The sequence below is a fragment of the Pseudarthrobacter sp. O4 genome, from assembly GCF_050157025.1.
Taxonomy (GTDB): Bacteria; Actinomycetota; Actinomycetes; order Actinomycetales; family Micrococcaceae; genus Arthrobacter.
The window spans coordinates 2,233,203-2,256,382 of record NZ_CP189591.1 but is presented as its reverse complement, the minus strand read 5'-3'; the positions used below and the strand labels follow the sequence as shown (position 1 = coordinate 2,256,382).

The window sequence follows — 23,180 nt, the reverse complement described above, 5'->3', positions numbered from 1 at the left end:
GAGCCATCTCCATAGCGAGATCGCGAAGGCACCTGCAGGCCTTTCGTTTAAGGCGCACCCGGCTACGAGTCCACCCTAGCCACGAGTCGGCGACTCAGTTTCCGTAGTGGTAGCGGCAGGCCGCAATCAAGATTTCGACGCCGCCGGGCGTCTCGGCGAACTTGTAGACCAGTCGGTGCTCGTCGGTGATGCGGCGGGACCAGTAGCCGTGGAATCCGTGTTTGAGCGGCTCAGGTTTTCCGATTCCTTCATTGCCGTTGCGCGCAATGTCTTTGATGAGTGCGTTGATCCGTTTAAGGATTTTGCGGTCCTGGGATTGCCACCAAAGGTAGTCTTCCCACGACGTCTCGGACCAGACAAGCCTCATTCAGCTAGATCCCGCACCACACCACGGCCGGATTCCAGCTCTTCTATCGAGCCCAAGATGCGTCGGGCGTTGGCCGGGTTGCGGAGCAGGTAGGCCGTCTCCCGCAGCGATTCGTAGTCGGACCGGGACACCATGACGACGTCCTCTTTTCCCGGGCGGGTAATAACGACCTCCTCGCGGTCGTCGGTGACCGCGTCGAGGGTCTCCTTGTAATGCGCGCGTGACTGGGAGTACGTGAGTGTTTTCATGGAGTCCTCCTTGCGTACAACTTATTGTACGCCTGTGGCAGCTGCGGGTTCCGCTCATCCCGGACGACGTCCCGATGAGCGAGGGATCCGACGTCGGCTACCGCTGGTTCGCGAAGACCGGGCAGGAACCCCTGTTCCCCTTCCGCCACGGGCTCAGCTACACCCGGTTCGACTATGCGGACCTGACAGTGCAGGACCGGGGCGGGGTGCGTGCCGAGTTCACCGTCACCAATGCGGGGCCGCGACGCGGGGCCGATGTGCCCCAGCTCTACCTCCTCGAGGATCCTGCGGGGACCCGGATGCGGCTGCTCGGCTTCGAGCGCGTGGACCTCGAACCCGGCGAATCACGGACCGTCTCGCTTAACGTCGATCCGCGGCCGCCGGCATCCTACGACACCGGCCGCGGGCAGTGGCATAACACCGGTGGCAGCTACCGCCTGGCGCTCGGGCACTCGGCCGGTGACTACACCCTGGAGGCTGACGCGTCACTGGCCGAGTCGTGGTTCGGGCGGTAGCCGGCCGGCCGGCGAATTCAGCAGGGTCTCAGGCCGCGGCCGCTGCCCTTGCCGCTGCTCGAGGTCTGGCGTGCTTGAGCACCTTGGCGAGGTGCCGGAGTTCGCGCCGGTGCTGGAACGCTGCTGTTTCGGGAGACGGAGGTCCCGGTAACGGCGGGGCTGTGGACTGGTAGCTGTGCCCGGTCGGCGTCGTTAGTTGGAGCGTGTGCCGTGGCCCCGGCCGGGGGTGCGCGCTCCAGCCGGGCGCTTCCTTAGTGTGGTTGCAGGCTTCACAGAGCCCGGCGCCGTTGAGGTGGGTGGTCGTGCCGCCGCTGCGCCAGGGGAGGATGTGGTCCAGATGCCTGATCGGGGCGTCGCAATACGGCGTACGGCAGGTGTGGTCCCGGGCCTGGACAAAGCGGCGCAGCCCGGGCGGGAAGAGCCGTGCCCGGGATTCCATCCCGACGAGGTCTCCGGTGCCCGGGGCGGTGTAGAGCCGCCGGAGCCAAACGTTCATGGGCTGGTTCTGGTCCTGGTCCTGGTTCTGATCCGCGACGAGGATCTCCCGGGCCCACCCGGCGGGGACGATGCCGTAACCCGGAAGCCGGGCGGGTTCGCTGTCTCCCTGGAACAGTGTGCGGTCGGTCATAACGAGCTGGATCTCGATGCCTCTGATTCCACGTGCCTTCCCCGTGATGCGTTCAACCAGCGCATCGGCCATGAGCTGGCCTCGCGAGCGGGGGTCTCCGTCGGAACGGAAAGCGTCGGCGTCCCGGGTGAGCGCCGCATAGACGGACACGCCCTCGGCGACTGGGAGGAGAGCAGTCAGATAGCACATGGTGTCGGGCGCCGGGCGGAGACTGACATGGCGCTCGGCGGCGGCGTGGCTGGCGCGGTCCGCAACGGACCGCGGATCCAGTCGGTAGGCGGCGGACCGGGCCGCGAAAACAACCGCACGGTCGCCTGCTCCACTGAACGTCCCGGCGTCGGGCGCCAGCTCCTCGTCGACGGCGCAGCGGTCGGCCGCGGACAGGCAGGCGGTTTCCTTCACGAGCAGTGTGGCCCGCCATTCATTGAGCTGGCCGGTCTCCAGCCCGGCGAGGGTATGCGGCATCTCGGTGACGAGCGCCTTGGCCAGACCCAGGAGCCGGCTGCCCCTGGCTGGTGATTCCCGGCGGGCGAGGGCGATCTGCGCCGCGATGCCAGCGCCCAGCTGCTCGGCCGGCACGCCCGCGCGGGCCTGGTCACGGCGCTGCCGCACATCAAAGGCGACGGCGATCCGGGCCTGCAGCGCGGCCGCAGCGGACTTCAAATCCTCGAGTTTACGGAGCTGGTCAATCATCCCGGCACCGTCCGCGGCCGGCCGTGCGTCAGCCAGGTTACGGATCATCTCCGTAACCGCCGCACCAACCGCTGCTTTCGAAGCCACTTTGGGCCCCTGCTCGCCGTCCACACTTAAAGTGTCTCCGGGACCACCGACATTAAAGCGGCCACCGAACCTGCGTATCCGTAAGCTTCTAGGAAACGCCCCGCGCCCCGATCCAAGGAACCCATGCCGATCAACAGACAGTCACTGAAACGGGACGGGTTCACCGGCTTCAGGACGCTGGCGGACCTCGAAATCAACCGGATCCCGCAGAAGCCCGGGATCTTCGCGGTGCTGCGGCCCGAAGGTTATGAGCCGCGGTTCCTGGCCAAGAGCACGGCGGGGACCTTCAAGAAGAAGGACCCGTCCCTGCAGGTAACGGCGCTCGCCGCCGAATGGGTCGACGACGCCGACGTCCTCTACGTCGGGAAGGCCGGCCCCGGCAGTAAGGGCAACCGCGGGCTCCGCCGACAGATCCAGGAGTTCGTCGACTTCGGCAAGGGCAAGCCGCCGGGGCACTGGGACGGCCGGCTGATCTGGCAGCTCGCCAGTGCAGGATCGCTGATCATCGCGTGGAAGGAACTTCCCGCAGCGGAGCTCAACCCGGCCGAGGCCGGGTACCACGCCGATTTCCGGGAGGAGTTCGGCCGCCTCCCGTTCGCGAACCTGGTCCAGGCCCGCGTCAAGGGGAACTAACCGCCAAAGGGCCGCTAGAGCTAGATACCGCTGCCGTGCGTGAACCGCCCCGCCACGAGTGTCGCGGCCACCGGCATCGCCGCGAACACCGCATCGGACACCTCCAGCGGGTCGCCGTCGAGCACCGCGAGATCAGCCGGGTCACCAAGCATGATTCTTCCCCGCCCGCGGGTTGAGGCGGTCAGGGCTTCCGGCCGGGTGAGGGCCTGCTCGGGATGCCAGGGCCCGCGCCCGTCCTGGCGCGCCCGCGTGGTGGCCGCGGACATGGCAAGCCAGGGCTCCAGCGGCGCCACCGGGGCATCGGAACCGAGCGCCAGCGTGGCGCCGGCAGCCAGCAGGGACCGCAGCGGGAAGACCCTGTCGGTGCGGCCTGCCCAGTTCGAATCGGCGGCGTCACGGTCATCCAGGGCGTGGGCGGGCTGGACGCTCGCGGTCAGGCCCAGCTCGCCGAAGCGGACGAAGTCCTGGCTGCGGACAAACTGGGCATGCTCAATCCTTCCGCGGACCCCGGCGGCAGCGAACGCGTTCAGGGCCACCTCGTTGGCGCCGTCGCCGATCGCGTGGACCGCCGGAACAAAGCCGGACTCCCGGGCGCGGACCAGCAAGTCCAGCAGCTCCGCCTCACTCACCGTGAGCAGGCCGCGGCCGCCGTGCGGATACGGGTCCACGCAGTACGCCGTACGGGTGTTCAGCGAGCCGTCGATCAGCACCTTGAGCGGGCCCACCCGCAGCAGTCCCGCCCCGCCGTCGAGCACCTGCCCGGTGCGTAGGCCTTCTGCAACGGCGCGGTCCAGGTCCTGCGGGTAGATGCCGGCGTCCACCCGGAAGGAGCCGAAGCCGCCCGCCACCCGCCGCAGCCACACATCCGGGTTCCACGTCATCTCGAAATCGACGATCCCCACGATGCCGCGCGCGGCCGCTGCCTGCGCGGATTCCCGGACCCAGGCATCCACCACTGTGTCGGGCAGTCGGCCCAGCTCGCGGGTCAGTTCAAAGGCCGGCTCCTCGCGGAGCAGCCCGGACTCGTCCACCGGCACGTTAAAGCGTTTAGCCGCCGCGCTGTTGAGCCAGACGCAGTGCAGATCGTGGCTGAGCAGGGCGGTCGGCCGGCCGCGGGTGACGCCGTCGAGCAGGTCCAGGCTGGGAACATCGCCCCAGACGGCGTCCCGGAAGCCGACGCCCACCACGGCCAGGCCGCCGCCGGCGTCGCTGTTGCCTTCTGTAGGGCCGTGGTCCGCGACATACGACCGGACGACGTCGGCCGCCTCGCGGGCCGAGGCGGCGCTGGACAGGTCAATCCGGTTGGTGGCGAGGGCCCACTGGGTCATGTGGACATGCTCATCCCAGAGCCCCGGGATGACGTACCGTCCGTCCAGGTCCAGCACGCGGGATCCGGGGACACGGGGCAGCTCCCCGGCCGGAGCGATCCTCGAAACCAAACCTTCCAGCACGTGGACATCGCGCAGCGCCGATTCGCCGGGGAACCGCACGGCGGCAAGAACGAGGTCGGTCACGGCATCGGCAGGCGTCTCAGGCATAGGAAACAGGCTAGGCGCCGGAACGCCCAGCACCAATCCGGACTCGCCGCAGCGCCCCGACCGCACGCCGCCGGACAAGGGACTTTCGCCCCTTACCCGGGTCGCAAGCACACCGCATGCTGGATTTGGGGCGGTTCCTGCACGGCCATTGGGGATGAACCGCCTTTTGTAACGCAGTACCGGTCTCGCTGGAACCTTGGGGAAGGAAATGGCGCTTCGCACTTTCCCGCGTCGGCAGGAAATAGCAGGAGACCACGGCCATGAATGTACAAAGAAAACCACTCGAGATCCAAGACCGCTCTCATCTGCGCACTGGCGGGCTAATGGACGCCCACGCCAGGACTCCCCGGCTGAAAGTGACAGTCCGGATCGACGACAACTTGGAGACGTCCCGGATCGAGGTCCATGGTGTCGTGTCGGCCGCCAACATCCGGGCCCTGTATGTCGTCTGCCGCCGGGTCAGCACCAAATTGCCCGACCACGAAATCGTGATCGATCTTGCCCACGCACGGGTGACAGCCGACGCCATCGAGGAACTCCGTGAACGCGCACGGCTGTCCCTGCTGTCCTCCGGAATCGATGCCTCAGTGACGCCCTGCCGCCTGCGGATCGTGGACCCCCCCAAGCATCATCAGAACCAACGAGATCGCATGAAAGCCCATGTTGTCTACGATTCCGCCTACGGGAACACGAAGTCGGTAGCCGAGGCGATCACGGACGCACTCGACGGGCTGCAGGCCACGGCAGTCCCGGTGGGGGATTTCAATCCCGGCGTGCTCGCCGCGGGGGACCTCCTGGTGGTCGGCAGTCCCATTAACGGTTGGCGTCCGACGCCGAAAATCACCGAGCTGCTCTCGGCCCTCGGGAACGGCCCGCTCAAGGGGGTCAAAGCGGCCGCGTTCGACACCCGCGTGCGGATGTTCATCCACGGGGATGCCGCGAAGAAGATGACCCATGCCCTCCGCTCGGGCGGCGCCGAGATCGTTTCCGAACCCATGCCTTTCTATGTCAAGGGCACCGAGGGACCCCTGCGCAGCGGCGAGATTGGGAAGGCCACGGCCTGGGCGCGGGCCCTCCTGACGTCTGCGGGTGGGTGAGACAGCGTCCAGGCTGAACCGGGAGTCCTGAAAAGGAACTTGTGAAAGGACGGCGGTCATGCGACCAGGCCGGATTGTCATGCTCGTGCTGGGCACGCTCAGCGCACTCCTGGGCCTGGGGCTGCTGGCCGGTGCCGGCGCCGCGGGGTGGGCCAACTACCAGCAGCGCGACAACGGGTTCTTCAGTACGCCCTCGGAACGTTACGCTGCCGATTCGTACGCCCTCACTTCTCCACGCCTCGACGTCATGACGGACGGCCGCTTCCCCGAGGCGGGTCCTGTAAACGTGCCGGGCAGCATCATGATCCGGGGCTCCGCGGCCGATGCGGCTAAGGCGATCTTCATCGGGATCGCCCCGCAGGCCGATGTGGCGGCCTATCTGGCCGACGTAAAGCACACCGAGTTCATCGAGGTCAGATTCTCCCCCTTCCGCGCGCAGTACCGCGACGTTCCCGGCGCCAAGACCCCGCCGCGGCCGGCCGATCAAAGTTTCTGGACAGCATCGGCCACCGGGCTGGGGGCCCAAGAGCTCCAATGGAACCTGCGGTCCGGGAACTGGGCCGTCGTCATCATGAATGCAGACGCCAGCACACCGGTGGCCGTTGACCTTCGCGCCGGCGCCCGCTCCGACCTGCTCTGGCCGATCTTCCTCGGTCTGCTGATCGGCGGGATTGTGCTCCTCGCCGTCGGCGTGCCGCTGATCGTGGCCGGCGCAGCGGGACTGGGACGCGCCGGACCGCCGCCGTCCGGCCCGGGCCATCCCGGGCAGCCCTACGGGGCGCAGGGCCATGGGCAACAGCAGGCGTACCGGACCCAGGGATATCGGGCGCAGGGTTCCGGGATGCCGCCACCCGCGGGGCAACCCTATCCAGCCCAGCCCTATCCGGCGGGTGCCCCGGCCGGCGCCGGCCCGGTGGTGTATCCGGCACGACTCAACGCCTACCTGGACCCCAATCTGTCCCGCTGGCTGTGGCTGGTGAAATGGTTCCTGGCCATCCCGCATTTCATCCTCCTGTTCTTCCTCTGGTTCGCCTTCATCGTGGTCACCATCGCGGCGTGGTTCGCCATCCTCTTCACCGGCCGCTATCCGCGCTCGCTGTTCAACTTCAGCGTCGGCGTCATCCGCTGGAACTGGCGGGTGTCCTACTACGCCTACGGCGCGCTGGGCACGGACCGCTACCCGCCGTTCACCCTCGCCCGCACGGACTACCCGGCGGACTTCGACGTCGACTATCCCGAGGGGCTGTCCCGGGGCCTGGTGCTGGTGAAGTCCTGGCTGCTGGCCATTCCGCATCTGCTCATCATCGGCGTGCTGACGGGAACGGCACGGACGTGGGTGGTGCGCGACGGCGACTCGGTGCAGCAGGGTGTTGGTATTTCGCTCCTTGGGCTGCTGGTGTTCATCGCCGGCGTCATCCTGCTCTTCACGGGGCAATACTCGCGCGGCCTGTTTGACCTACTGCTGGGACTGAACCGCTGGATCTACCGTGTGGTCACCTACGCGGCCCTGATGCGGGACGAATACCCGCCGTTCCAGCTGGACATGGGTCCAGTGGATCCGGCGGATGCCCAGGCGCTTCCCTACGCCGGGCCTCCCGCCGGGCCTCCCGCCGGGCCAGCGGCGTCCGCCGGCCCGGAGGACCATGAGGGAACGGGCGGTCACGTGGAACCGGACGGCTCGCCTGAACCCGAACCTGGGCCTGAACCCGGGCCCGGAACCCCGCCCCGGCCCTAGCGTCTCCTGCCCCTTGCCACCGCGCCCCGGCGAGAACATAGTTGAGGGAATTTACCACTCCGCAGCAGGAGGCAGGCGACCATGCAGAACGTCCAGGTGCCGGGAAACGGTTTGCTGCTGGGCAAGACCGCCCTGATCTATGGTGCGGGCGGCGCCATCGGAGGGGCCGTGGCCCGGGCCTTCGCGGCAGAGGGCGCCTTTGTTCACCTCGCCGGGCGCACCGAACCGCCGCTGGAAAAAGTCGCCCGGGACATCCACCAGGACGGTGGCAAGGCGGAGACCGCCGTCGTCGACGCCCTCAACGAAGAGCAGGTCGACGCGTTTGTCGCCCGGGTGGCCAAGAAGAGCAGGCGGATCGATATCTCCTTCAACGTCATCTCTTTTGGCGACATCCAGGAGCCGCTGATGGAGATTGACGTGGACGACTTCACCCAGCCGGTGACCCTGGCCACGCGCACGCATTTCCTCACCACCCGTGCCGCGGCCGCGCACATGATCAAGCAGGGCTCCGGCGTCGTGCTGATGTTCGGCGGCTCCGGGCCGCAGACCCTGCCCGGACTGGGGGGCTTCAAGGTGGCCCTGGACGCGATGGAGGGCCTGCGCCGGCAATGGGCCCTTGAGCTGGGAAGGCACGGCATCCGGGTGGTCACGATGGTCTCCGGCGGCATTATCGAGACGATTCCCTGGCAGGCCGAGGGGCGTGAGGAGATCGTGGCGGAGATCGCCAAGGCCGCCCACCTGAACCGCACCGCCACCCTGGCCGACGTCGGGAGCGTGGCGTGCTTCGTCGCCTCGGACAAAGCCGGGGCCATCACCGACGCCACGGTCAATATCTCCGCCGGCGCGATCGTGGACTACTAGCGCGGCTTGTCACCGCCCGGGGCCTCCCGGCCTTGGACTGCAGGTCCGTGTCGTAGTCGTGCTGCGCCATCGCGGCGGCAATCGCATCCTGGCGCTTGGCGGCGATGAGCAGGATGGCACCCTGCAGCCCGGCGAGCATGGAAAGGAAGAGGTTCAGCAGGGAACAGCTACTCGACGCTCACCTGGATCCGCTGCACCGCGTTGTTGCCCATCCCCTGGTAGTCCCACACCTGCTCCAGCGGCTGCGTCGCACCGCTGGCATCCGTGGCGCGGCAGGACAGCTCGTGTTCGCCCGCGTCAGCCACCCACGGCATCGACCAGGCGCACCAAGCGAAGGGAGCGGCGGGGTGCTCCAGCTGGGCCGGTGCCCACTTGCCGTCGATCCCCACCTCGACGCGCTGCACGGCGCCCTGCCCGGACCAGGCCCGGCCGGTCAGCATTACCGGTCCGGCGGGCAGGATCCGGCTCCGCGTGAAGAAGTCCGGTACCCCCGGCGGGACCATCAGCGAGCGGACCTTGATCCACGTGACCGGGGTACCGGCGTCGTCCGCGTCCTGCTGGTAACGGTACGCGACCTGCTGCTGGAACCCGTCGAAAGGCTTGGTCACCACCTTGATCGAGGTCAGCCACTTGACGCTCGCCATGCCGTACCAGCCCGGGACCACCAGCCGGAGCGGGTACCCGTGCTGCGGCGGCAGCGCGGTGCCGTTCATCCCGTAGGCAAGTACGACGTCGGGCCGGAGGGCCTCGGCGATCGGCAGGCTGCGGGCGAACTGCTGGCGGACGCCGCCCTGGAATCCGGTGTCCGCGCCGGTGAACACGACCTCCACGGCGTCGTCCTCCACGCCCGCCTGGGTCAGCAGGTAGGCCAGCGGGACGCCGGTCCAGGTGGCGGTGCCGACCGCCTCCAGCACCCAGGGCTGGCTGAGCGGACGGGGCCGCAGCAGGGAGCGCCCGTTGCCGGCGCATTCCAGGGTCACCGGGACAGTGATGCTCGGTGCCCGGCGGAGCGCCCTGAGGCTCAGTTCGAACGCCCGCTGTACGGCGCCGCCGATCCGCAGGTGCCAGTGGTCCGCGTCGATGAACGGGATGTCGAAGTGGTTCAGCAGGTAGTGCAGCCCGGCCGGTGTGGTGTCATTCCGCAGCGCCTCGAGTGGCATCGAATGGTTCCGCACGGCGAGTTGGAGCTCCTCAGCCGTCAGCGGCCCGTGGCTCGGTTCGCCGGGATGCGGCGTGAGCTTCTGGGCCTGGCGGCGAGGGGTCTTCAGGATGGAGGAGTGTCTGGACATCTGCTTCGGCATGGCGTGCTGCGATTCTGCTCCGGACCAGCCCGGTTTTGGCCGGTGTCATCTGCCTTAAGGTCTACGCCGGAGCCCGGATGCCGTCAATACTGGGCCAGCCGGCGCGCCGCGGGGCGGGCTGCCGCGGGCCGCCGCCGTGGCGTGCCTAGAGCGTGTGTGACTCGGCCAGGAACTGGGCCAGGCCCAGCGGTTCGCGGCCGGTGAGTTCGTGCACCGCCGACGTCGGGCCGGCGAGCTCACCCGCGGCGATCGCGGTGTAGGTGCTCACCCAGGCGTCCACCTGCCACGGCGGCGCGCCGTAGGGCGCCCGTGAGGCGTAGGCCTCCACGAGCGTTTCGTTCTGGAAGGTGATGGTGCGGCCGGTTCCTGCGGTCAGGACTTCAGCGGCCGTAGCCAGCGAGATGTCCTCAGGCCCGGTGAGGTCGTAGGTCCTGCCCACATGCAGGGCCGGGTCCCGGAGCACGGTAACGGCGGAACGGGCGATGTCGGCACGCGCGACGGCGGCCATCACGCCGTCCCCGGCGGGTCCGCGGATGACGCCGTCTTCCCCGGCCAGCAGCGGCAGGAAGTCGAGATAGAAATTGTCCCGCAGGAAGGTGTAGTCCATTCCGGAGGCCTTGATCCGCTCCTCCGTGGCGTAGTGGTCCCGGCCCAGGGTGAAGATTGAGTCGGGCGCCGCCCCGAAGAACGAGGTGTAGACGATATGCTGCACGCCGGCGGCGGCCGCCGCGTCTACAAACGTGTGGTGCTGCTGCAGCCGGTCCTCGGCTTCGGCTGCGGAGACCATGAAGAGCGTCTTCACCCCTTCGAGGGCCGCCTTTGCGAGCATCGAATCCGCGTAGGTGAAGACCACCGGAACGGCGCCCTCCAGCTCCGGTGCCCGGCCGGCGTCGCGCACCAGCAGCCGCTGCGGGCTGCCGGCGTCGGCCAGCTCGTGGGCCACCAGCCCGCCCAGGTACCCGGTGGAACCGGTGACGGCGAGTTCAGGAGCAGATGCCATGGCCTAGGCCTCCCGCGAGGCGGGCGACTTGGTCTGCGCGGGGTCGCGCTCCGCCAATGAGCCGATGGCGGCGTCGATCTTATCCATGATGACCGGATCCAGCTTCACACCGGCGGACGCCACGTTCTTCTCGATCTGCTCCGGCCGGGAGGCGCCCATGATCGCGGACGCCACGTTCTTGTTCTGCAGCACCCAGGCGATGCTCAGCTGGGCCATGGTGAGCCCGGCCTGCTCGGCAATCGGCTTGAGCTGCTGCACGCCGCTGAGGACCTCGTCGGACATCCAGCGCTCGATCATCTTGGAGCCGCCCTTGGCATCCGTGGCGCGGCTACCCTCCGGCGCCGGCTTGCCCGGGTGGTACTTCCCGCTCAGCACGCCCTGCGCCATCGGAGACCAGACGATCTGGGAGACGCCCAGTTCCTCGGAGGCGGGGATCACATCGGCCTCAATGACCCGCCAGAGCATCGAATACTGCGGCTGGTTGGAAATCAGTTGGAATCCGAGGTCCTTGGCCAGGGCGTGGCCGTCCCGGATCTGGCTGGCCGTCCACTCGCTGACGCCGATGTAGAGCGCCTTGCCCTGCCGCACGATGTCCGCGAAGGCCTGCATGGTCTCTTCGAGCGGGGTCTCGTAGTCGTAGCGGTGGGCCTGGTACAGGTCCACGTAGTCCGTCTGGAGCCTGGTCAGCGAGCCGTCGATGGACTCCATGATGTGCTTGCGGGACAGGCCAAGATCGTTGTGGCCTTTGGGGCCGGTGGGGCCGAATACCTTGGTGAAGATTTCCAGCGACTGCCGCCGCTCGTCCTTGAGGGCCTTGCCCAGCACGGTCTCCGCAGCCGTGTTCGCGTAAACGTCCGCTGTGTCAAAGGTGCTGATACCGGCGTCGAGCGCTGCCCGGACGCACTGGGTGGCGACGTCGTTCTCCACCTGGGAGCCGTGCGTGAGCCAGTTGCCGAAGGTGATTTCCGAAATCTTGAAGCCGCTGGCCCCGAGGTATCTGAATTCCATGGGTTTCACCGTATCGGACTTGCCAGCCCGGGGTAAGGGCTCAGCCGGCTTTGCGCTCCTGGGCCTGCGGGGCGCGCTTGTCTGTTCCTAGCGGTGGCCGCCCGCGCAAGGAAACGAGCGAGCCGGTGTCCAGCAGGGACTTCGCGACGGGCATCGGCGGCTTCTTGAAGGCCCGCGCGACGGAGTTGAGCTCGCCATTCCGGTCCGTGGCCGATTCCACGAGCGGAGCTACTTTCGTGATGTCCCGCGCCGGAGCCGTGGGACTGGGAAGGTCGCGGACGGAGACCTTGACGGCCGGGGCTGCTGCGGCCTTGGACCTCGCGGCGGCGCGTGCATCCGCCCGCGCGACGGCGGCGGCCCACTCCGGCGACAACTGCGGGGCTTCCTTCCGGGCGGACCGGGCCGGCTTGGGAAGTTTGGAAGACTTCGCGAAAGACGTGGGCTGCCTGGCGCTCGCGGGACGTGCCGGGTTCGCGAGGCTGGCCGGGACGCCTGCGATGGCCATGACGATGAAGACCGTCAGCCGCCCGACGCCGGCAAACACCAGCGTGGCGACGAATACGACGAAGAGGCCGAGGAACATGACGAACGCCACGCCGAGGGTCCCGAGGAAGGTCAGGTTTATGGCGATGGTTGTCGGATCTTCCACTTCACCTCTCCAATCTGGCCTGCAGCGTCGTCCCCGCCGTAAAGTTCGTGGCGGGCAACAGCACCTCCTAACCATACGGACTTTTTTCCCCGGACACGCAGGGATCACCGTTGTCCGCCAAGACGTTTCAAAGCTGTTACCGTCCGGGGCACGGACCGGCCCCGGAGACCTGCGTCTATAGTCGGAACAAGCCCCCGCCGGCGTCGTCCGGCCTGCCGGAAGGACACCCCGTGACGCGCCCTGCTTCCACCACTCCCGGGCCGGACGCCCACCGGCGCCGCAGCACCTTTGAAGGGAACTGCCCGTGCCTTTCGGGGGAGCAGTACAGCGATTGCTGCGGCCGTTTCCACCGCGGGGAGGCTGAGGCGCCGACGGCGGAACAGCTCATGCGCTCCCGCTACAGCGCCTTTGTGGTTCTGGACGCCGCGTACCTACTGCGGACCTGGCATCCCGATACCCGGCCGGCCGGGCTGGAACTGGATCCGGAGATGCGGTGGCGCCGCCTGGACATCGTCTCCACCAGCCGGGGAGGCCCGCTGGACAGCGAGGGGACCGTCGAGTTCAAGGCCCACTTCCGGCACGACGGCGAGCGCGGCATCCATCACGAAACGAGCCGTTTCCTGCGGGTGGATCGCCGCTGGTACTACCTGGATGCCCTCTGGGCAGCCTGACGCGACGGCGTCCGGCAGGATCCGGACGCTTCGCGATGCCGCCGGCCTAGCGGTCCTCGACAGTTTCCACCGGCCTGAAGCCGGCGCGGTCCACCTTGCGGTGGAAGTGCATTCCGGCAAGGCCGCCCAGCACGGCGCCGAGCAGGGCAACCGCAGCAATCACCACGGCGGCGATGATGCTCATGGTGCTGAGCTGGCCTTCGTTGACCGGGATCCGCGGGAAGCTGTTCAGATTGGCCAGGATATTGTATTTCTGGCCGGCTACGAGGCCCAGGATTGCCACCACGACTGCGGCGATGATGGCCCAGACCCACACCATGAAGCCCTGCTTGGCGCCATTGAAGCGCGCCATCCGCCCGGCCACGTACCCGCCGCAGTAGTAGGCCACGAACAGGATCACGAGCAGCACAATGATACCGATGAGTCCCACGGTCTCGTTGCCGCCGCTGACCGCTTCGTTGACACTGGTGTTCGTGGCGAGTCCGACGGCGGTTCCTGCCGCGGCGACCAGTGCTGTCAGCAGCACGGCGGTACCGGTAGCGGCAAGCCAGCCGAAGAACGCCGAGCCGATTTGGATGCCGCCAAACTGCTCCCTCTCACGGGCCACCACGGTCTCGCGGGTGGGTACCTCGTCGCGGATCGCGTCTGTTCGGGTGTCGTGGGCCTGGCCAGGGGGCATGGGCTTCTCGCCGTGGACGGGAGTGTCCATCCGGGATGTTGCCGCGCCGGACGCCGGGGCTGTGGGGAAGGCCCGGGTGTCGTCAGTCCGGCCGTTGCGGGTGGGCTCATCCCGGATGGGCTCGCTGCTGACGGCGTCCTTGCGTACTGCGTCGTGCCGGGCGGCCTCGCGTGCGTCGTGAATCCGGGCGTCTTGGGAGGGCGTCCCGTCCTCGCTGCGACGGGGAGATCGATTTTCGGGGCCTACTGTGCTGCTCATGAGGATTGCTCGCTTTCACTGACTGACCCGGATTCATGGTTTGAACCGGCGCCGCAAGGCGGAGACCGGGGTGGAGGTCTCATGTCCACCTAACCACGCTGAATAGCCGGTTAGCAAGGGTGCTTACCATTCAACTGTGGTGGCAGCGGGGCGTCCGAAGCCCGGTTCAGCGGTAGTTCCGGTGCAGGTTCTCCTTCACCGAGGCCCGCGGGCTGGCGTCGGCAATCCACGGTCCGGTGCCCTCGGACTGGTCCAGCACGCCGGCCTCAAGCCACACGTAGTCGCCGTCCAGCACCTTGCGGGAAAGCACGTGGTCGCCGTCGTCCGTGTTCCTCCACAGCTGGTCGAAGTATTCGTCCACCCGGACACGGGCCTGCTCGCAGTACGCCTCGGCGAGCTCGAAAGCTGACGCGCCCCGCTCCGGCGCGGTACGCAGCAGCATCTCCGCGCGCGCGCAGCAGGCAGCCATCGCGAACAGCTCGGCCCCGATATCCACGATCCGACCCAGGAACGCCTGCTTGTGCTCAAGCTTGGCCTGCCAGCGGCCCATCCCGTAGAAGGTCTGGCGGGCCAGCCGACGGGAGGACCGCTCAACGAAGCGCAGCTGCTTCGCAAGCCGGCCGAAGTCGCTGTAGGAACGCGGGTCCATCCCGGCGCCGGCGACGAGCTTGGGCAGCCACTTGGCGTAGAAACCGGAAGCCCCGACTGCGGCCTTCGCCTTGTCCGACAGGCTGGCATCCTCCGAGGCGAGGTCCCCCGCCGCCGCCAGATGCGCGTCCACGGCCTCCCGTGCGATCAGCAGTTTCATGATTTCCGAGGACCCCTCAAAGATCCGGTTGATCCGGAGGTCACGCAGCTGCTGTTCGGCCGGCACGGCGCGCTCGCCGCGGGCCTCAAGTGAGTCCGCCGTCTCGAAACCGCGGCCGCCGCGGATCTGGACCAGCTCGTCGGCGATCCGGCAGCTGATCTCCGTGGACCACAGCTTGGCGAGGGCCGCCTCGATCCGGACGTCCTTCTGTCCGGCGTCGGCCAGCTCGGCAGTCAGCTCGAACACGGCGTCCAGGGCGAAGGCGCTGGCGGCGATGAAGGCGATTTTCTTGCCCACGGCCTCATGCTTGCCTACCGGCCGGCCCCACTGGGTGCGGGCATTGGACCATTCGCGGGCTATCTTCAGGCTCCACCGCCCGGAGGCTACGCAGAGCGCAGGAAGAGCGAGCCTGCCGGTATTCAAGGTGGTGAGCGCGATCTTCAGGCCCTGGCCCTCCTGCCCCAGCCGGTTGGCCGCCGGCACTCTGACCTGGTGGAAGCGGGTCACGCCGTTTTCGATGCCGCGCAGCCCCATGAAGGCGTTGCGGTTTTCCACTGTGATGCCGGGCGAGTCCATCTCCACCACGAAGGCGCTGATCCCGCCCTTGTGGACCGTGCCGTCAGCATCGGTGCGGGCCGGGACGAGCGCCATGACGACGACGAGTTCGGCAATCACTCCGTTGGTGGTCCAGAGCTTCACGCCGTCCAGGACATACGACTCCCCGTCATCCGAGGGGACGGCGGTGCTGCCCATCCGGGCCGGGTCGCTGCCGACGTCGGGCTCGGTGAGGAGGAACGCGGTGATGGCGCCGGCGGCACAGCGGGGCAGGTACTCCTGCTTCTGTTCCGGGGTGCCGAATACCTTGACCGGTTCGGGGACGCCGATGGACTGGTGGGCTGAGAGCAGGGCGCCCAGGCTGGGATGGACCGAGCCCAGCAGGGCCAGCGCCCGGCCGTAGTAGACGAGGGAGAGGCCCAGACCGCCGTAGTCGCGGGGGATCTTCATCCCGAAAACGCCCAGCTCCGCGAGGCCCCTGAGGTACTCGTCCGGGATCAGCGCGTGGCGCTCGATGGTGCGCCCGGACATCGTCCGGCAGTAGGCGGTCAGGCGGGCCATGAACGCTTCGCCGCGTTCGACGTCGTCCGCGGGGGCTTCCGGCCACGGGTGGATCAGGCTCAGGTCGAAGCTGCCGAGATACAGCCCCTTGGCGAAACTGGGCCTGTCCCAGCTCGTCTCGCGGGCTGCCTCGGTGATGGCCCGCGCATCGGCCTCCGTGGCCTCCGGGCCGATGGCGCCCGGCGGGACCGGGCCGTCCGCCGCGGGACCGTCGGTTGAGGGATTTTCAGTGGCTGGATTTTCGACGGCGGAGCTCATCGGGCATCTCCTCTAACCGGGTGACCGGCTTGAGCGCTGGATCCGCCGTGGGTGGAGGACCCTTCAGCTGTCCCGCAATACTACCCGCGGGTAAGTGCCCGTGCTAGGGGCCGGCTGGCCCATAAAGTCAGTCGCGAAGTCACCGGCGAGATCACCGGGCAGCTCCACCGTGGAGGCGTGGTGGACCAGCCGGTCCCACGCGTGGTTGAGGCCGTGGACCAGTCCCAGCAGGATATTTGCCGCGACCAGCCAGGCGAGGCGTCCGACGCCCACCAGTACCAGGGCGGTGAAGGCCGCCGTCATCATGAAGAGTGTGATCACCAGGGCAAAAACGAGAGTCCCGATGAACACCATGGTTCCCGTTTCCACTGCGCTTAGGTCAAACTGCATTCTTCCTCCTGCACCATCGCTTCGGCTGAATCAGTACGCTGAGCGTAGGGTGCAGGAGACGCGGTCAACCAGAGTCCTCGGGGCGAGCCGGGACTCTTGATATGGGATCGAAATGCTACCGGGGCGTAGGTCACGGAGCGGTTGCGGAAGCCTCACGGCCCGTGACTTGTGGCCCGCGGAACCGGTCAGTCGTCGTCGGCTTCGGGGGCGCTTTGGTTCAGGACCTGGAAATCCGCACCGACCTGGACTTCGACCTCGGAACCGTTGTCCAGGCGCACCTCCACCTCGTAGGCAGAGCCGCCCTCGTTTTCGCGTTCCACTTCGCTCACCCGGCCCTGGCCGACCTTGGCGAGTGCGGCGTTCGCGGCCTTGTCCCAGTCGGCAGCGCTCAGCGCTGGACCGTTGTCCGAATCGTCGTCTCCAACGTCCGAATCGTCGTCCCGCTCGGGGCCGATGAGGTTCTGCACCCGGATCGAACTGCCCGCAGGGCCGGCCGGCGTGCTAGCTGCCGCGACCGCCACCGTCGCCCCGCCCAGCACCACGGCGGCCGCCGCCACCCCGGTGATCAGCAACGTTTTCTTGCGCATGACTGTCTCCTCTCATGTGGTGTAAATAGTGTGCTCCTGAACCGGACAGCAGACAACGATGAATGCAAAGCGAAGGCCTGCGTTAACCTTGTAGCTGGCAGTTTTTCGTATCCGCTGCCCACCAAGACCCCCAAGGCAGCTGAAGGAGAATGCGTGTCCCGCTCCGCCGTGTCCTCGGCCGACGCCATCAGCGCCCGCCTCCGGGACCTCGAACTGCTCACCAAGGGACCGGCCTGGGCACTCACCCGCTCCGCACCATGGGTGATCGCCGTGCTGCAGGCCTCCTTCACCCGCACCCGGCCGCAGCTCCCGCTGGAGCAGTTCCACGCCGACGTCGACGCCTTCCTTGAGCAGCTCCGCCGCCAGGACCCGGGACTGGGCGGGTCGGCCAACGGGAAGTCTTTCGGTGATGAGTGGACCCGGAAGAACTTCCTGACCCGGCGCAACCAGTCCGGCCAGATCGTCTACGAAGTCACCGAACCCGCGGCCCGCGTCCTCGCGTTCCTGGACAGCCTCTCCAGCGAACGCTCCACCCTGAACGGTTCCCGGCTCGGGACGCTGCTGGGCGACGTCGAAAAGCTCGCCAATGAGACGAATCCGGACCAGAGCGCGCGGCTGGAGTCCCTCGAGGAGGAGATCGGCGAACGCCGCCAGCTGATCGAGGACATCAGCTCCGGCGACTTCGACGGCCTGCTCGACGACGACGAGGCCGTGGAGGCCGCGGGCAACATCCTGGACCTCGCCGCCAGCCTGCCCGCCGACTACAAGAAGATGCGTGACCGGATCGAGGAGCTGGTGGGGGAGCTCCGCAACCAGATCATCGAGGAGTCGCTCAGCAAGGGCGCCACGATGGCCCAGGTGCTGGAAGCGGACAAACGGCTCCGGCAGAGTCCCGAGGGCAGGACGTTCCGCTCCTTCACGGCGTTCCTGGAGGATCCGCAGCAGCAGTTGCGCTTCCGTTCCGCGATCGGCGAGGTGCTCAGCCGGCAGTTCGCCGATGATCTCAGCCACGAGGAACGCGAGACCCTGAAGAACCTCGTGGCTGAACTCCGCACCCAGCACAGCCAGATCCAGCGGATTTACGGCAAGCTCAGCGAGAGCCTCAACACCTACGTCCAGAGCGACGATTTCCGCCAGTCGGTCCGGCTCCGGAAGGTGCTCCGTGAGGCCGAGCAGGCCATCCGCACCCTGCCGTACGAGCGCGAACGTCCCGGACTGGTCCGTGGCCCGGTGCTGTTCAACGCCGGTTTCGAGTCCCTGTCCATGGTCAAGCTCTTTGACCCGGACGAGTTCGCCGCGCCGCCGAAGCTTGCCGATCCCATCGCGTTCAGCGACTCGGACCGGGTGCGCTCGCCGCGGACGGGCAAGGCGAAACCCCAGGCCATCCGGGCCGCCGTCGCGGGGGCGTCAACGCTGGCGGTGGCCTGGTCCCAGCTGCCGGCCGGGGAACAGCACATCAACTCCATCCGCGCCCTGCTTTCCCACGCCCTCCACGAGGGCGCCGGCTTCGACCGCGGAGCCTGGAACACCCTCGACTTCGAACAGATCGACGGCTCCACGCGCACCGCGTACCTGCCAGTGGTCACGCTCAAGAAGGATTGAAGATGACTGAACTTTCCCAAGAAGCACATGGTGCGGAGCCTGCCCAGCACGTCCACGCCGACCCGTTCACGGTCACCCCGCGGGACACCTTCGTGGACGGCGCCGCGCTCTTCCCGGGGGACACCGGCGTGCTCCCGATGAAGGTCCGCCAGGCCCTCGTGAAACTCCTCAAAGGCCCGTACATCGACGGCGGCCGGGACGAAAAGCTGTGGACCACGCTGCTGGACAACCAGCTGATCCTGCGCAGCCGCCTGTCCGAGCTCTTCCTGACCCTGCAGTTGGACCACGAACGCAAGGTGGCAGTCCTGCGGCCCGTGGACCCCGAGGCGATCGGCGGCAGCACCCGCTCCAGCATCCTGCGCCAGCAGCGCGCCCTCAGCCGGGTGGAAACCATCGTCCTGCTGCGCCTGCGCCTGCTCCTGGACCGCCACGTCACAGCCCAGACCGACCCCACGATCACGCGCGAGGAAATCGCCGAGCTCGTGGCCCACTACCAGCCCTCCGGCCAGCAGGACGCGCTGCGCGATTCCGACGTCGTCAACCGCGCCGTCACCAAGCTCCTGGCCCGCCAGCTCCTCCTCACCACCGGCCTGGACGAGGTCTACACCATCTCCAACGCCCTCCCGCTGGCCCTCCCCTTCGAAAACATCGGCGACATCCCCGCCCAAATCGAAGCCCTGATGGCCGCCGCCACCGACCCGTCAGGCACAGAGCCGCTGTTGGAGCTCGACGGCGACACCACCGGGAACGCGGACGACACTGACGACGACGGTGATGGTGACCTTAACGGTGATGGTGACCTTAACAACGACGAAGCAGCCGATGCCGCCCAGGGAGTGGCATCGGGCCTGTCGGAGCCGGCAGCATCGTCCGAAGGACGGTTGCTGTCCGGCGAAGGGGCGGGGGCGGCATCGGCTGCGGAGTCAAAGGCAACCACGACCGACGCAACCACCGAAGCGGAGGCAGCCAAGTGAGCATCGCAACCATGCTGCCGATGGGCGAGCTCACCAACCCCGGCCAGATGCGCCTGGCACTCGTGCAGGTGGTCAACTGGGGCACATTCCATGGCGCCCACACCATGCACGTGGACCGCAACGGCACCCTGCTGACCGGCAATTCCGGCGTCGGCAAGTCCACGCTTTTCGACGCGATGCTGCGGGTCTTCGACGCCCGGCCGCGCTCCAACGAGGCCGCGGCCCAGCGCGCCGGCGGCGCGGTCGAGGACAAGCGGACCACGTTCACCTACATGCGCGGCAAGGTGGGGGACAAGGCCGTCGGCGAGGGTTCGGCGAGTGCCTTCCAGCGCCCCGGCGCCACCTGGTCCGCCGTCGCGCTGACGTTCGATAACGCCGCCGGAACGAAAGTGACGGTGTCGGCGCTGTTTGACCTGCCCAAGAACGGCACGGAGTCCAGCGTCGGGCGTTTTTACATGATCGACAACACGCCGCTGGACCTGGCCGCGATCGAGGGCATTGCCGGGAAGCGCTTCACGAAGGCGGCCCTGGACGCCATCTTCCCGGACGCCCAGATCTTCGACGTCCACAAGGCGTTCGCCGAGCGCTTCCGGCGCCTGCTGGGCATCAACTCGGACCAGGCACTCCCGCTGCTCCGCGTGATTCAGGCCGGCAAGGGCCTGGGCGGCAGCGTCAACACCTTCTTCCGCGACCAGGTGCTGGATGCCCCGGCCACGCTGGCGGCGGCGGACGACGTCGTCGAGGAATTCAGCAACCTGATGTCCATCCGGCAGCGCCTCGAGGATGTCCGGCAGCAGCGCGACCAGCTGGCACCGGTCCCGGGCCTGAACAAGGAATACGCCCAGTCCCTGCTCGACGCGAACCGGCTCCGGGACCTCGGCGGGGAGGAATTCGAGGCCTACAAGCAGCAGCTGGCCGTCACGGTGCACGAGGCAACGCTTGCCCGGTTCAAGGACCTCGCGCAGGCGAAGGCCAAGGAGCTCGGCGCCGAACGCGGGGTCCGCGACGGCCTGGCCAAGGAGCTGCGCCAGCTCGAGGCGGACTACAACAACCAGGGCGGCAACGCGATCTCGGCGATCGAGCAGTCGCTTGAGAACGCCCGGGTGGGGCTCAAGCTCCGCCAGCAAGTGGAGGAATCGGCCCGCAAGGCGCTGTCCGACGCCGGACTGGAACTCGAGTGGACGGCGGCCGGCTGGGAGCAGGCCCACGAGCACGCGGCCGCACGCTCGGCCGAGCTCCACGACGATTCCGAAGCGCTCAAGGAGCTGCGCTTCGAGGCCTTCGACGGCCACGCCACCAGGAAACGCGAACTCGCCGCGGCCCAGCAGGAGCTCGTCTCGCTGAAGACGCGCAAGTCCCTGCTGCCGCCGTCGAGCATCGAAAACCGGAGCGCCATCGCGGCCGCCACCGGCATTCCCGAGGAGCGGATGCCATTCGGCGGCGAGCTGATCGACCTCGCCGACGGGCAGGAACAGTGGCGGCCGGCTGCCGAGCGCGCGCTGCGGAACCTCGCCACCACGCTTCTGGTCCCGGGCGAGCACTTCGCCGCCGTCACCCGCTACCTCAACGACAACACCGTCCGGGGCGCACTTCGCGCCGTGGATGTCTCCAAGCCGCTCGCCGGCGGGGCGCTGGCCCTGGAGAACGCGGCCGACGGCGACCTGCTGGGGAAGCTGGACATCCTCACCGCCGGACCGGCCGGGGAAGCCGGCGAGTGGATCCGCGAACGGATCGCCCTCGACTTTGCCTACCCCTGCGTCGAGGACCCTGACGAGCTCGCCCGGCTGGACAAGGGCCTGAGCCTGGGCGGGGTGGTCAAGCGCAACCGCCACACCGTCGAAAAGGACGACCGCTTCACCGGCCGGCAGGACTACGTCCTCGGCTTCGACAACGCCTCCAAGCTGGAGCTCGTCGCAGCCCAGGTCGAGGACCTCCAGCAGGAGCTCGCCAAGGCCGCCGAACTGGCGCGGAGCCGGGAAGAATCGCACCAGGGCATGACCCGGCAGCTCGACGCGCTGCGCCGGATTGCCGAAGACCACCGCCCGTGGGAGCAGGTCTCGGCGGCCGTCGCCGGCGCTGAGCTCGCGAAAATCGAGCAGCGGCTCAAGGACGCCCTCGCTGCGCAGGCGGACCTCGAACCGCTGCGTGCCAACATCGAGGCAGCGCGGCAGAAGCACCAGTCCAGTACAGAGGCCGCGGCCGTCCTGCAGAGCGAATACAAGGCGCTGGACCAGCAGCTGACGGCGGCTGACTCGCTGCTGGACGCGGCGCGCACGCGCGTGGCGCAGTCGCCGCCGTCGGACGCCACCGCCGCCGCGCTGGAACCGTACTTCGCTGGGTTCGGCGACGTCGTGGAGATGCACGAGCTGGACAACCTGGCCAACCAGGTCCGGACCCGGCTGCTCGCCGAGCTGCACGCGGCCGAATCCCGCGGGCAGGCCACCTCGGAGCGGCTCACCCGCATCTTCGAGGGATTCGTGCGCGAATGGGGCACGGCCATCTCCGCGGACCACGGCACCTCGATCGGGGCGGCGGGCGAGTTCGAGGGCCGCTACCACGCCATTGTCAGCGACGGCCTGCCCGCGCAGGAGGCCGAGTTCCGGCGGTTCTTCAACCAGCGCACCCACGAATCCTTCAGCACGCTGCTGCACCTGCTGGACGAGGAGCGCCGGTCCATCACCAGCCGCATCCTGCCGCTGAACGGCATCCTGTCCGGGGTGAACTTCCACGAGGGCAGCTTCCTGGAACTTGACATCAAGCAGACCCTGCCGGCCACGGCCAAGCAGTTCAAGGACGCCATCCAGAACGCGCTCAAGGTCCGGCACGCGCGGCCGGTGAGGGGCGCCGGGACGTCGCCCGGCTCGGAGACGGACGACGACGCCGAGCTCACCAACCGGTACGAGTCGCTCGAAACACTCGTGAAGCGGCTCGGTTCGCAGACCCCGGAGGACCGGCGCTGGCGTGCCGACGTGCTGGACGTCCGCGGGCACCTCTTCATCCAGTGCAAGGAGCACCGCGAAGTGCAGGGCCCGCGCGACGGCAAACGAACAGATGTCTTTAAACGAACAGATGTCTTTATGCACGCGGACACCGGCTCCATGTCCGGCGGCGAGCGGCAGCGCTTCACCGCGTTCATCATGGCCGCGGCCCTCAGCTACCAGCTGGGGATCGCCGAGCAGGGGTTCACCACGTACGGGACTGTGATGATGGACGAGGCCTTCGTGCTGGCGTCGGAGGAATTCGCCGGCGCCGGCATCAAGGCGCTGCACGAGTTCGGCTTCCAGCTGCTCCTGGCCGCCCCGGAGAACGTGATCGACCTTTCCCGGCACCTCGGATCGGTCACCGAGATCCTGCGGGACAAGCGGACCAACCGTTCCGGTGTGCTCACGGCTCCGGTGATCGGGCCGCGCCCGGGCGGCGAGGGTCTATGGCGATCCGAGGCCAATCCCGTGGACATCGTGCTCCGCTGACCACCCC

The 23,180-nt window shown here is 68.0% G+C and carries 20 protein-coding genes and 2 pseudogenes; 9 read left to right on the top strand and 13 right to left on the bottom strand.

Going from position 1 to position 23,180, the window contains the following annotated elements; genetic code table 11:
* Positions 1–94: 94 nt before the first annotated feature.
* Together ACQCSU_RS10375 and ACQCSU_RS10370 are read right to left on the bottom strand one after the other, a co-directional pair.
* On the bottom strand, positions 95–367 hold the full coding sequence (locus ACQCSU_RS10375; protein ID WP_426979625.1) for a Txe/YoeB family addiction module toxin: 273 nt from the start codon (positions 365–367) through the stop codon (positions 95–97).
* Positions 364–615, bottom strand: a complete 252-nt coding sequence (locus ACQCSU_RS10370; RefSeq protein ID WP_426979624.1) for a type II toxin-antitoxin system Phd/YefM family antitoxin — start codon at positions 613–615, stop codon at positions 364–366. Before ACQCSU_RS10370 ends, ACQCSU_RS10375 begins: the two co-directional genes overlap by 4 nt.
* Positions 616–689: 74 nt before the next feature.
* Between ACQCSU_RS10370 and ACQCSU_RS10365 the strand changes: the two genes are divergently transcribed.
* Entirely contained in the window at positions 690–1,130 is a 441-nt protein-coding gene (locus ACQCSU_RS10365) for a fibronectin type III-like domain-contianing protein (RefSeq protein ID WP_426979623.1), read from the top strand.
* Between the two features lie 28 nt (positions 1,131–1,158).
* Here ACQCSU_RS10365 and ACQCSU_RS10360 read toward each other — a convergent pair whose 3' ends face one another.
* Positions 1,159–2,499 (bottom strand): HNH endonuclease, encoded by a 1,341-nt coding sequence (locus ACQCSU_RS10360; protein WP_426979761.1) that lies wholly within the window; start codon positions 2,497–2,499, stop codon positions 1,159–1,161.
* A gap of 162 nt (positions 2,500–2,661) precedes the next feature.
* Between ACQCSU_RS10360 and ACQCSU_RS10355 the strand changes: the two genes are divergently transcribed.
* Positions 2,662–3,171, top strand: coding sequence for a hypothetical protein (locus tag ACQCSU_RS10355; RefSeq protein ID WP_426979622.1), 510 nt, complete (start codon positions 2,662–2,664; stop codon positions 3,169–3,171).
* 20 nt (positions 3,172–3,191) lie between these two features.
* Here ACQCSU_RS10355 and ACQCSU_RS10350 read toward each other — a convergent pair whose 3' ends face one another.
* On the bottom strand, positions 3,192–4,709 hold the full coding sequence (locus ACQCSU_RS10350; protein ID WP_426979621.1) for an amidohydrolase family protein: 1,518 nt from the start codon (positions 4,707–4,709) through the stop codon (positions 3,192–3,194).
* Between the two features lie 260 nt (positions 4,710–4,969).
* On the opposite strand from ACQCSU_RS10350, the gene ACQCSU_RS10345 reads away from it, so the two are divergent.
* The 3 genes from ACQCSU_RS10345 (at position 4,970) to ACQCSU_RS10335 (ending at position 8,402) form a co-directional block, all read left to right on the top strand.
* A complete protein-coding gene (locus ACQCSU_RS10345) occupies positions 4,970–5,806 on the top strand; it encodes a flavodoxin family protein (protein ID WP_426979620.1) in 837 nt (278 codons plus the stop codon).
* 58 nt (positions 5,807–5,864) lie between these two features.
* On the top strand, positions 5,865–7,541 hold the full coding sequence (locus tag ACQCSU_RS10340) for a DUF4389 domain-containing protein (RefSeq protein ID WP_426979619.1): 1,677 nt from the start codon (positions 5,865–5,867) through the stop codon (positions 7,539–7,541).
* 81 nt (positions 7,542–7,622) lie between these two features.
* Positions 7,623–8,402 (top strand): SDR family NAD(P)-dependent oxidoreductase, encoded by a 780-nt coding sequence (locus tag ACQCSU_RS10335; RefSeq protein WP_426979618.1) that lies wholly within the window; start codon positions 7,623–7,625, stop codon positions 8,400–8,402.
* Positions 8,403–8,433: 31 nt separating this feature from the next.
* Here ACQCSU_RS10335 and ACQCSU_RS10330 read toward each other — a convergent pair.
* The 5 genes and pseudogenes from ACQCSU_RS10330 to ACQCSU_RS10310 form a co-directional block, all read right to left on the bottom strand.
* A pseudogene (locus ACQCSU_RS10330) lies at positions 8,434–8,562 on the bottom strand (DUF1003 domain-containing protein); the annotation flags it as partial.
* 7 nt (positions 8,563–8,569) lie between these two features.
* Positions 8,570–9,703 carry a sulfite oxidase gene (locus ACQCSU_RS10325; RefSeq protein WP_426979617.1) on the bottom strand — a complete coding sequence of 378 codons (1,134 nt, stop codon included), beginning with the start codon at positions 9,701–9,703 and terminating at the stop codon, positions 8,570–8,572.
* Positions 9,704–9,848: 145 nt separating this feature from the next.
* Positions 9,849–10,703: an SDR family oxidoreductase gene (locus tag ACQCSU_RS10320; RefSeq protein WP_426979616.1), complete on the bottom strand. Its 855-nt coding sequence runs from the start codon at positions 10,701–10,703 to the stop codon at positions 9,849–9,851.
* Between the two features lie 3 nt (positions 10,704–10,706).
* The gene (locus tag ACQCSU_RS10315; RefSeq protein ID WP_426979615.1) at positions 10,707–11,711 is read right to left on the bottom strand and encodes an aldo/keto reductase family protein; all 1,005 of its coding nucleotides are present in this window, start codon (positions 11,709–11,711) and stop codon (positions 10,707–10,709) included.
* A 40-nt stretch (positions 11,712–11,751) separates the two neighbouring features.
* Positions 11,752–12,360, bottom strand: a complete 609-nt coding sequence (locus ACQCSU_RS10310; protein ID WP_426979614.1) for a hypothetical protein — start codon at positions 12,358–12,360, stop codon at positions 11,752–11,754.
* A 230-nt stretch (positions 12,361–12,590) separates the two neighbouring features.
* Between ACQCSU_RS10310 and ACQCSU_RS10305 the strand changes: the two genes are divergently transcribed.
* Positions 12,591–13,031, top strand: coding sequence for a YchJ family protein (locus ACQCSU_RS10305; protein ID WP_426979613.1), 441 nt, complete (start codon positions 12,591–12,593; stop codon positions 13,029–13,031).
* Positions 13,032–13,077: 46 nt separating this feature from the next.
* Here ACQCSU_RS10305 and ACQCSU_RS10300 read toward each other — a convergent pair whose 3' ends face one another.
* From ACQCSU_RS10300 to ACQCSU_RS10285, 4 genes are all read right to left on the bottom strand, one after another.
* Complete coding sequence (locus ACQCSU_RS10300) at positions 13,078–13,968, bottom strand: hypothetical protein (protein ID WP_426979612.1); 891 nt, start codon at positions 13,966–13,968, stop codon at positions 13,078–13,080.
* Between the two features lie 166 nt (positions 13,969–14,134).
* Complete coding sequence (locus ACQCSU_RS10295) at positions 14,135–16,150, bottom strand: acyl-CoA dehydrogenase family protein (RefSeq protein ID WP_426979611.1); 2,016 nt, start codon at positions 16,148–16,150, stop codon at positions 14,135–14,137.
* Between the two features lie 63 nt (positions 16,151–16,213).
* Positions 16,214–16,540, bottom strand: coding sequence for a hypothetical protein (locus ACQCSU_RS10290; protein WP_426979610.1), 327 nt, complete (start codon positions 16,538–16,540; stop codon positions 16,214–16,216).
* Positions 16,541–16,725: 185 nt separating this feature from the next.
* Positions 16,726–17,127, bottom strand: a complete 402-nt coding sequence (locus ACQCSU_RS10285; RefSeq protein ID WP_426979608.1) for a PepSY domain-containing protein — start codon at positions 17,125–17,127, stop codon at positions 16,726–16,728.
* Between the two features lie 153 nt (positions 17,128–17,280).
* On the opposite strand from ACQCSU_RS10285, the gene ACQCSU_RS10280 reads away from it, so the two are divergent.
* The 3 genes and pseudogenes from ACQCSU_RS10280 to ACQCSU_RS10270 all read left to right on the top strand — a co-directional run bounded on the left by ACQCSU_RS10280 (position 17,281) and on the right by ACQCSU_RS10270 (position 23,173).
* On the top strand, positions 17,281–18,729 hold the full coding sequence (locus ACQCSU_RS10280) for a DUF3375 family protein (RefSeq protein WP_426979607.1): 1,449 nt from the start codon (positions 17,281–17,283) through the stop codon (positions 18,727–18,729).
* A gap of 2 nt (positions 18,730–18,731) precedes the next feature.
* A pseudogene (locus tag ACQCSU_RS10275) lies at positions 18,732–19,505 on the top strand (DUF4194 domain-containing protein); the annotation flags it as partial.
* A 194-nt stretch (positions 19,506–19,699) separates the two neighbouring features.
* Positions 19,700–23,173 carry an ATP-binding protein gene (locus tag ACQCSU_RS10270; protein WP_426979606.1) on the top strand — a complete coding sequence of 1,158 codons (3,474 nt, stop codon included), beginning with the start codon at positions 19,700–19,702 and terminating at the stop codon, positions 23,171–23,173.
* Positions 23,174–23,180 lie beyond the last annotated feature (7 nt).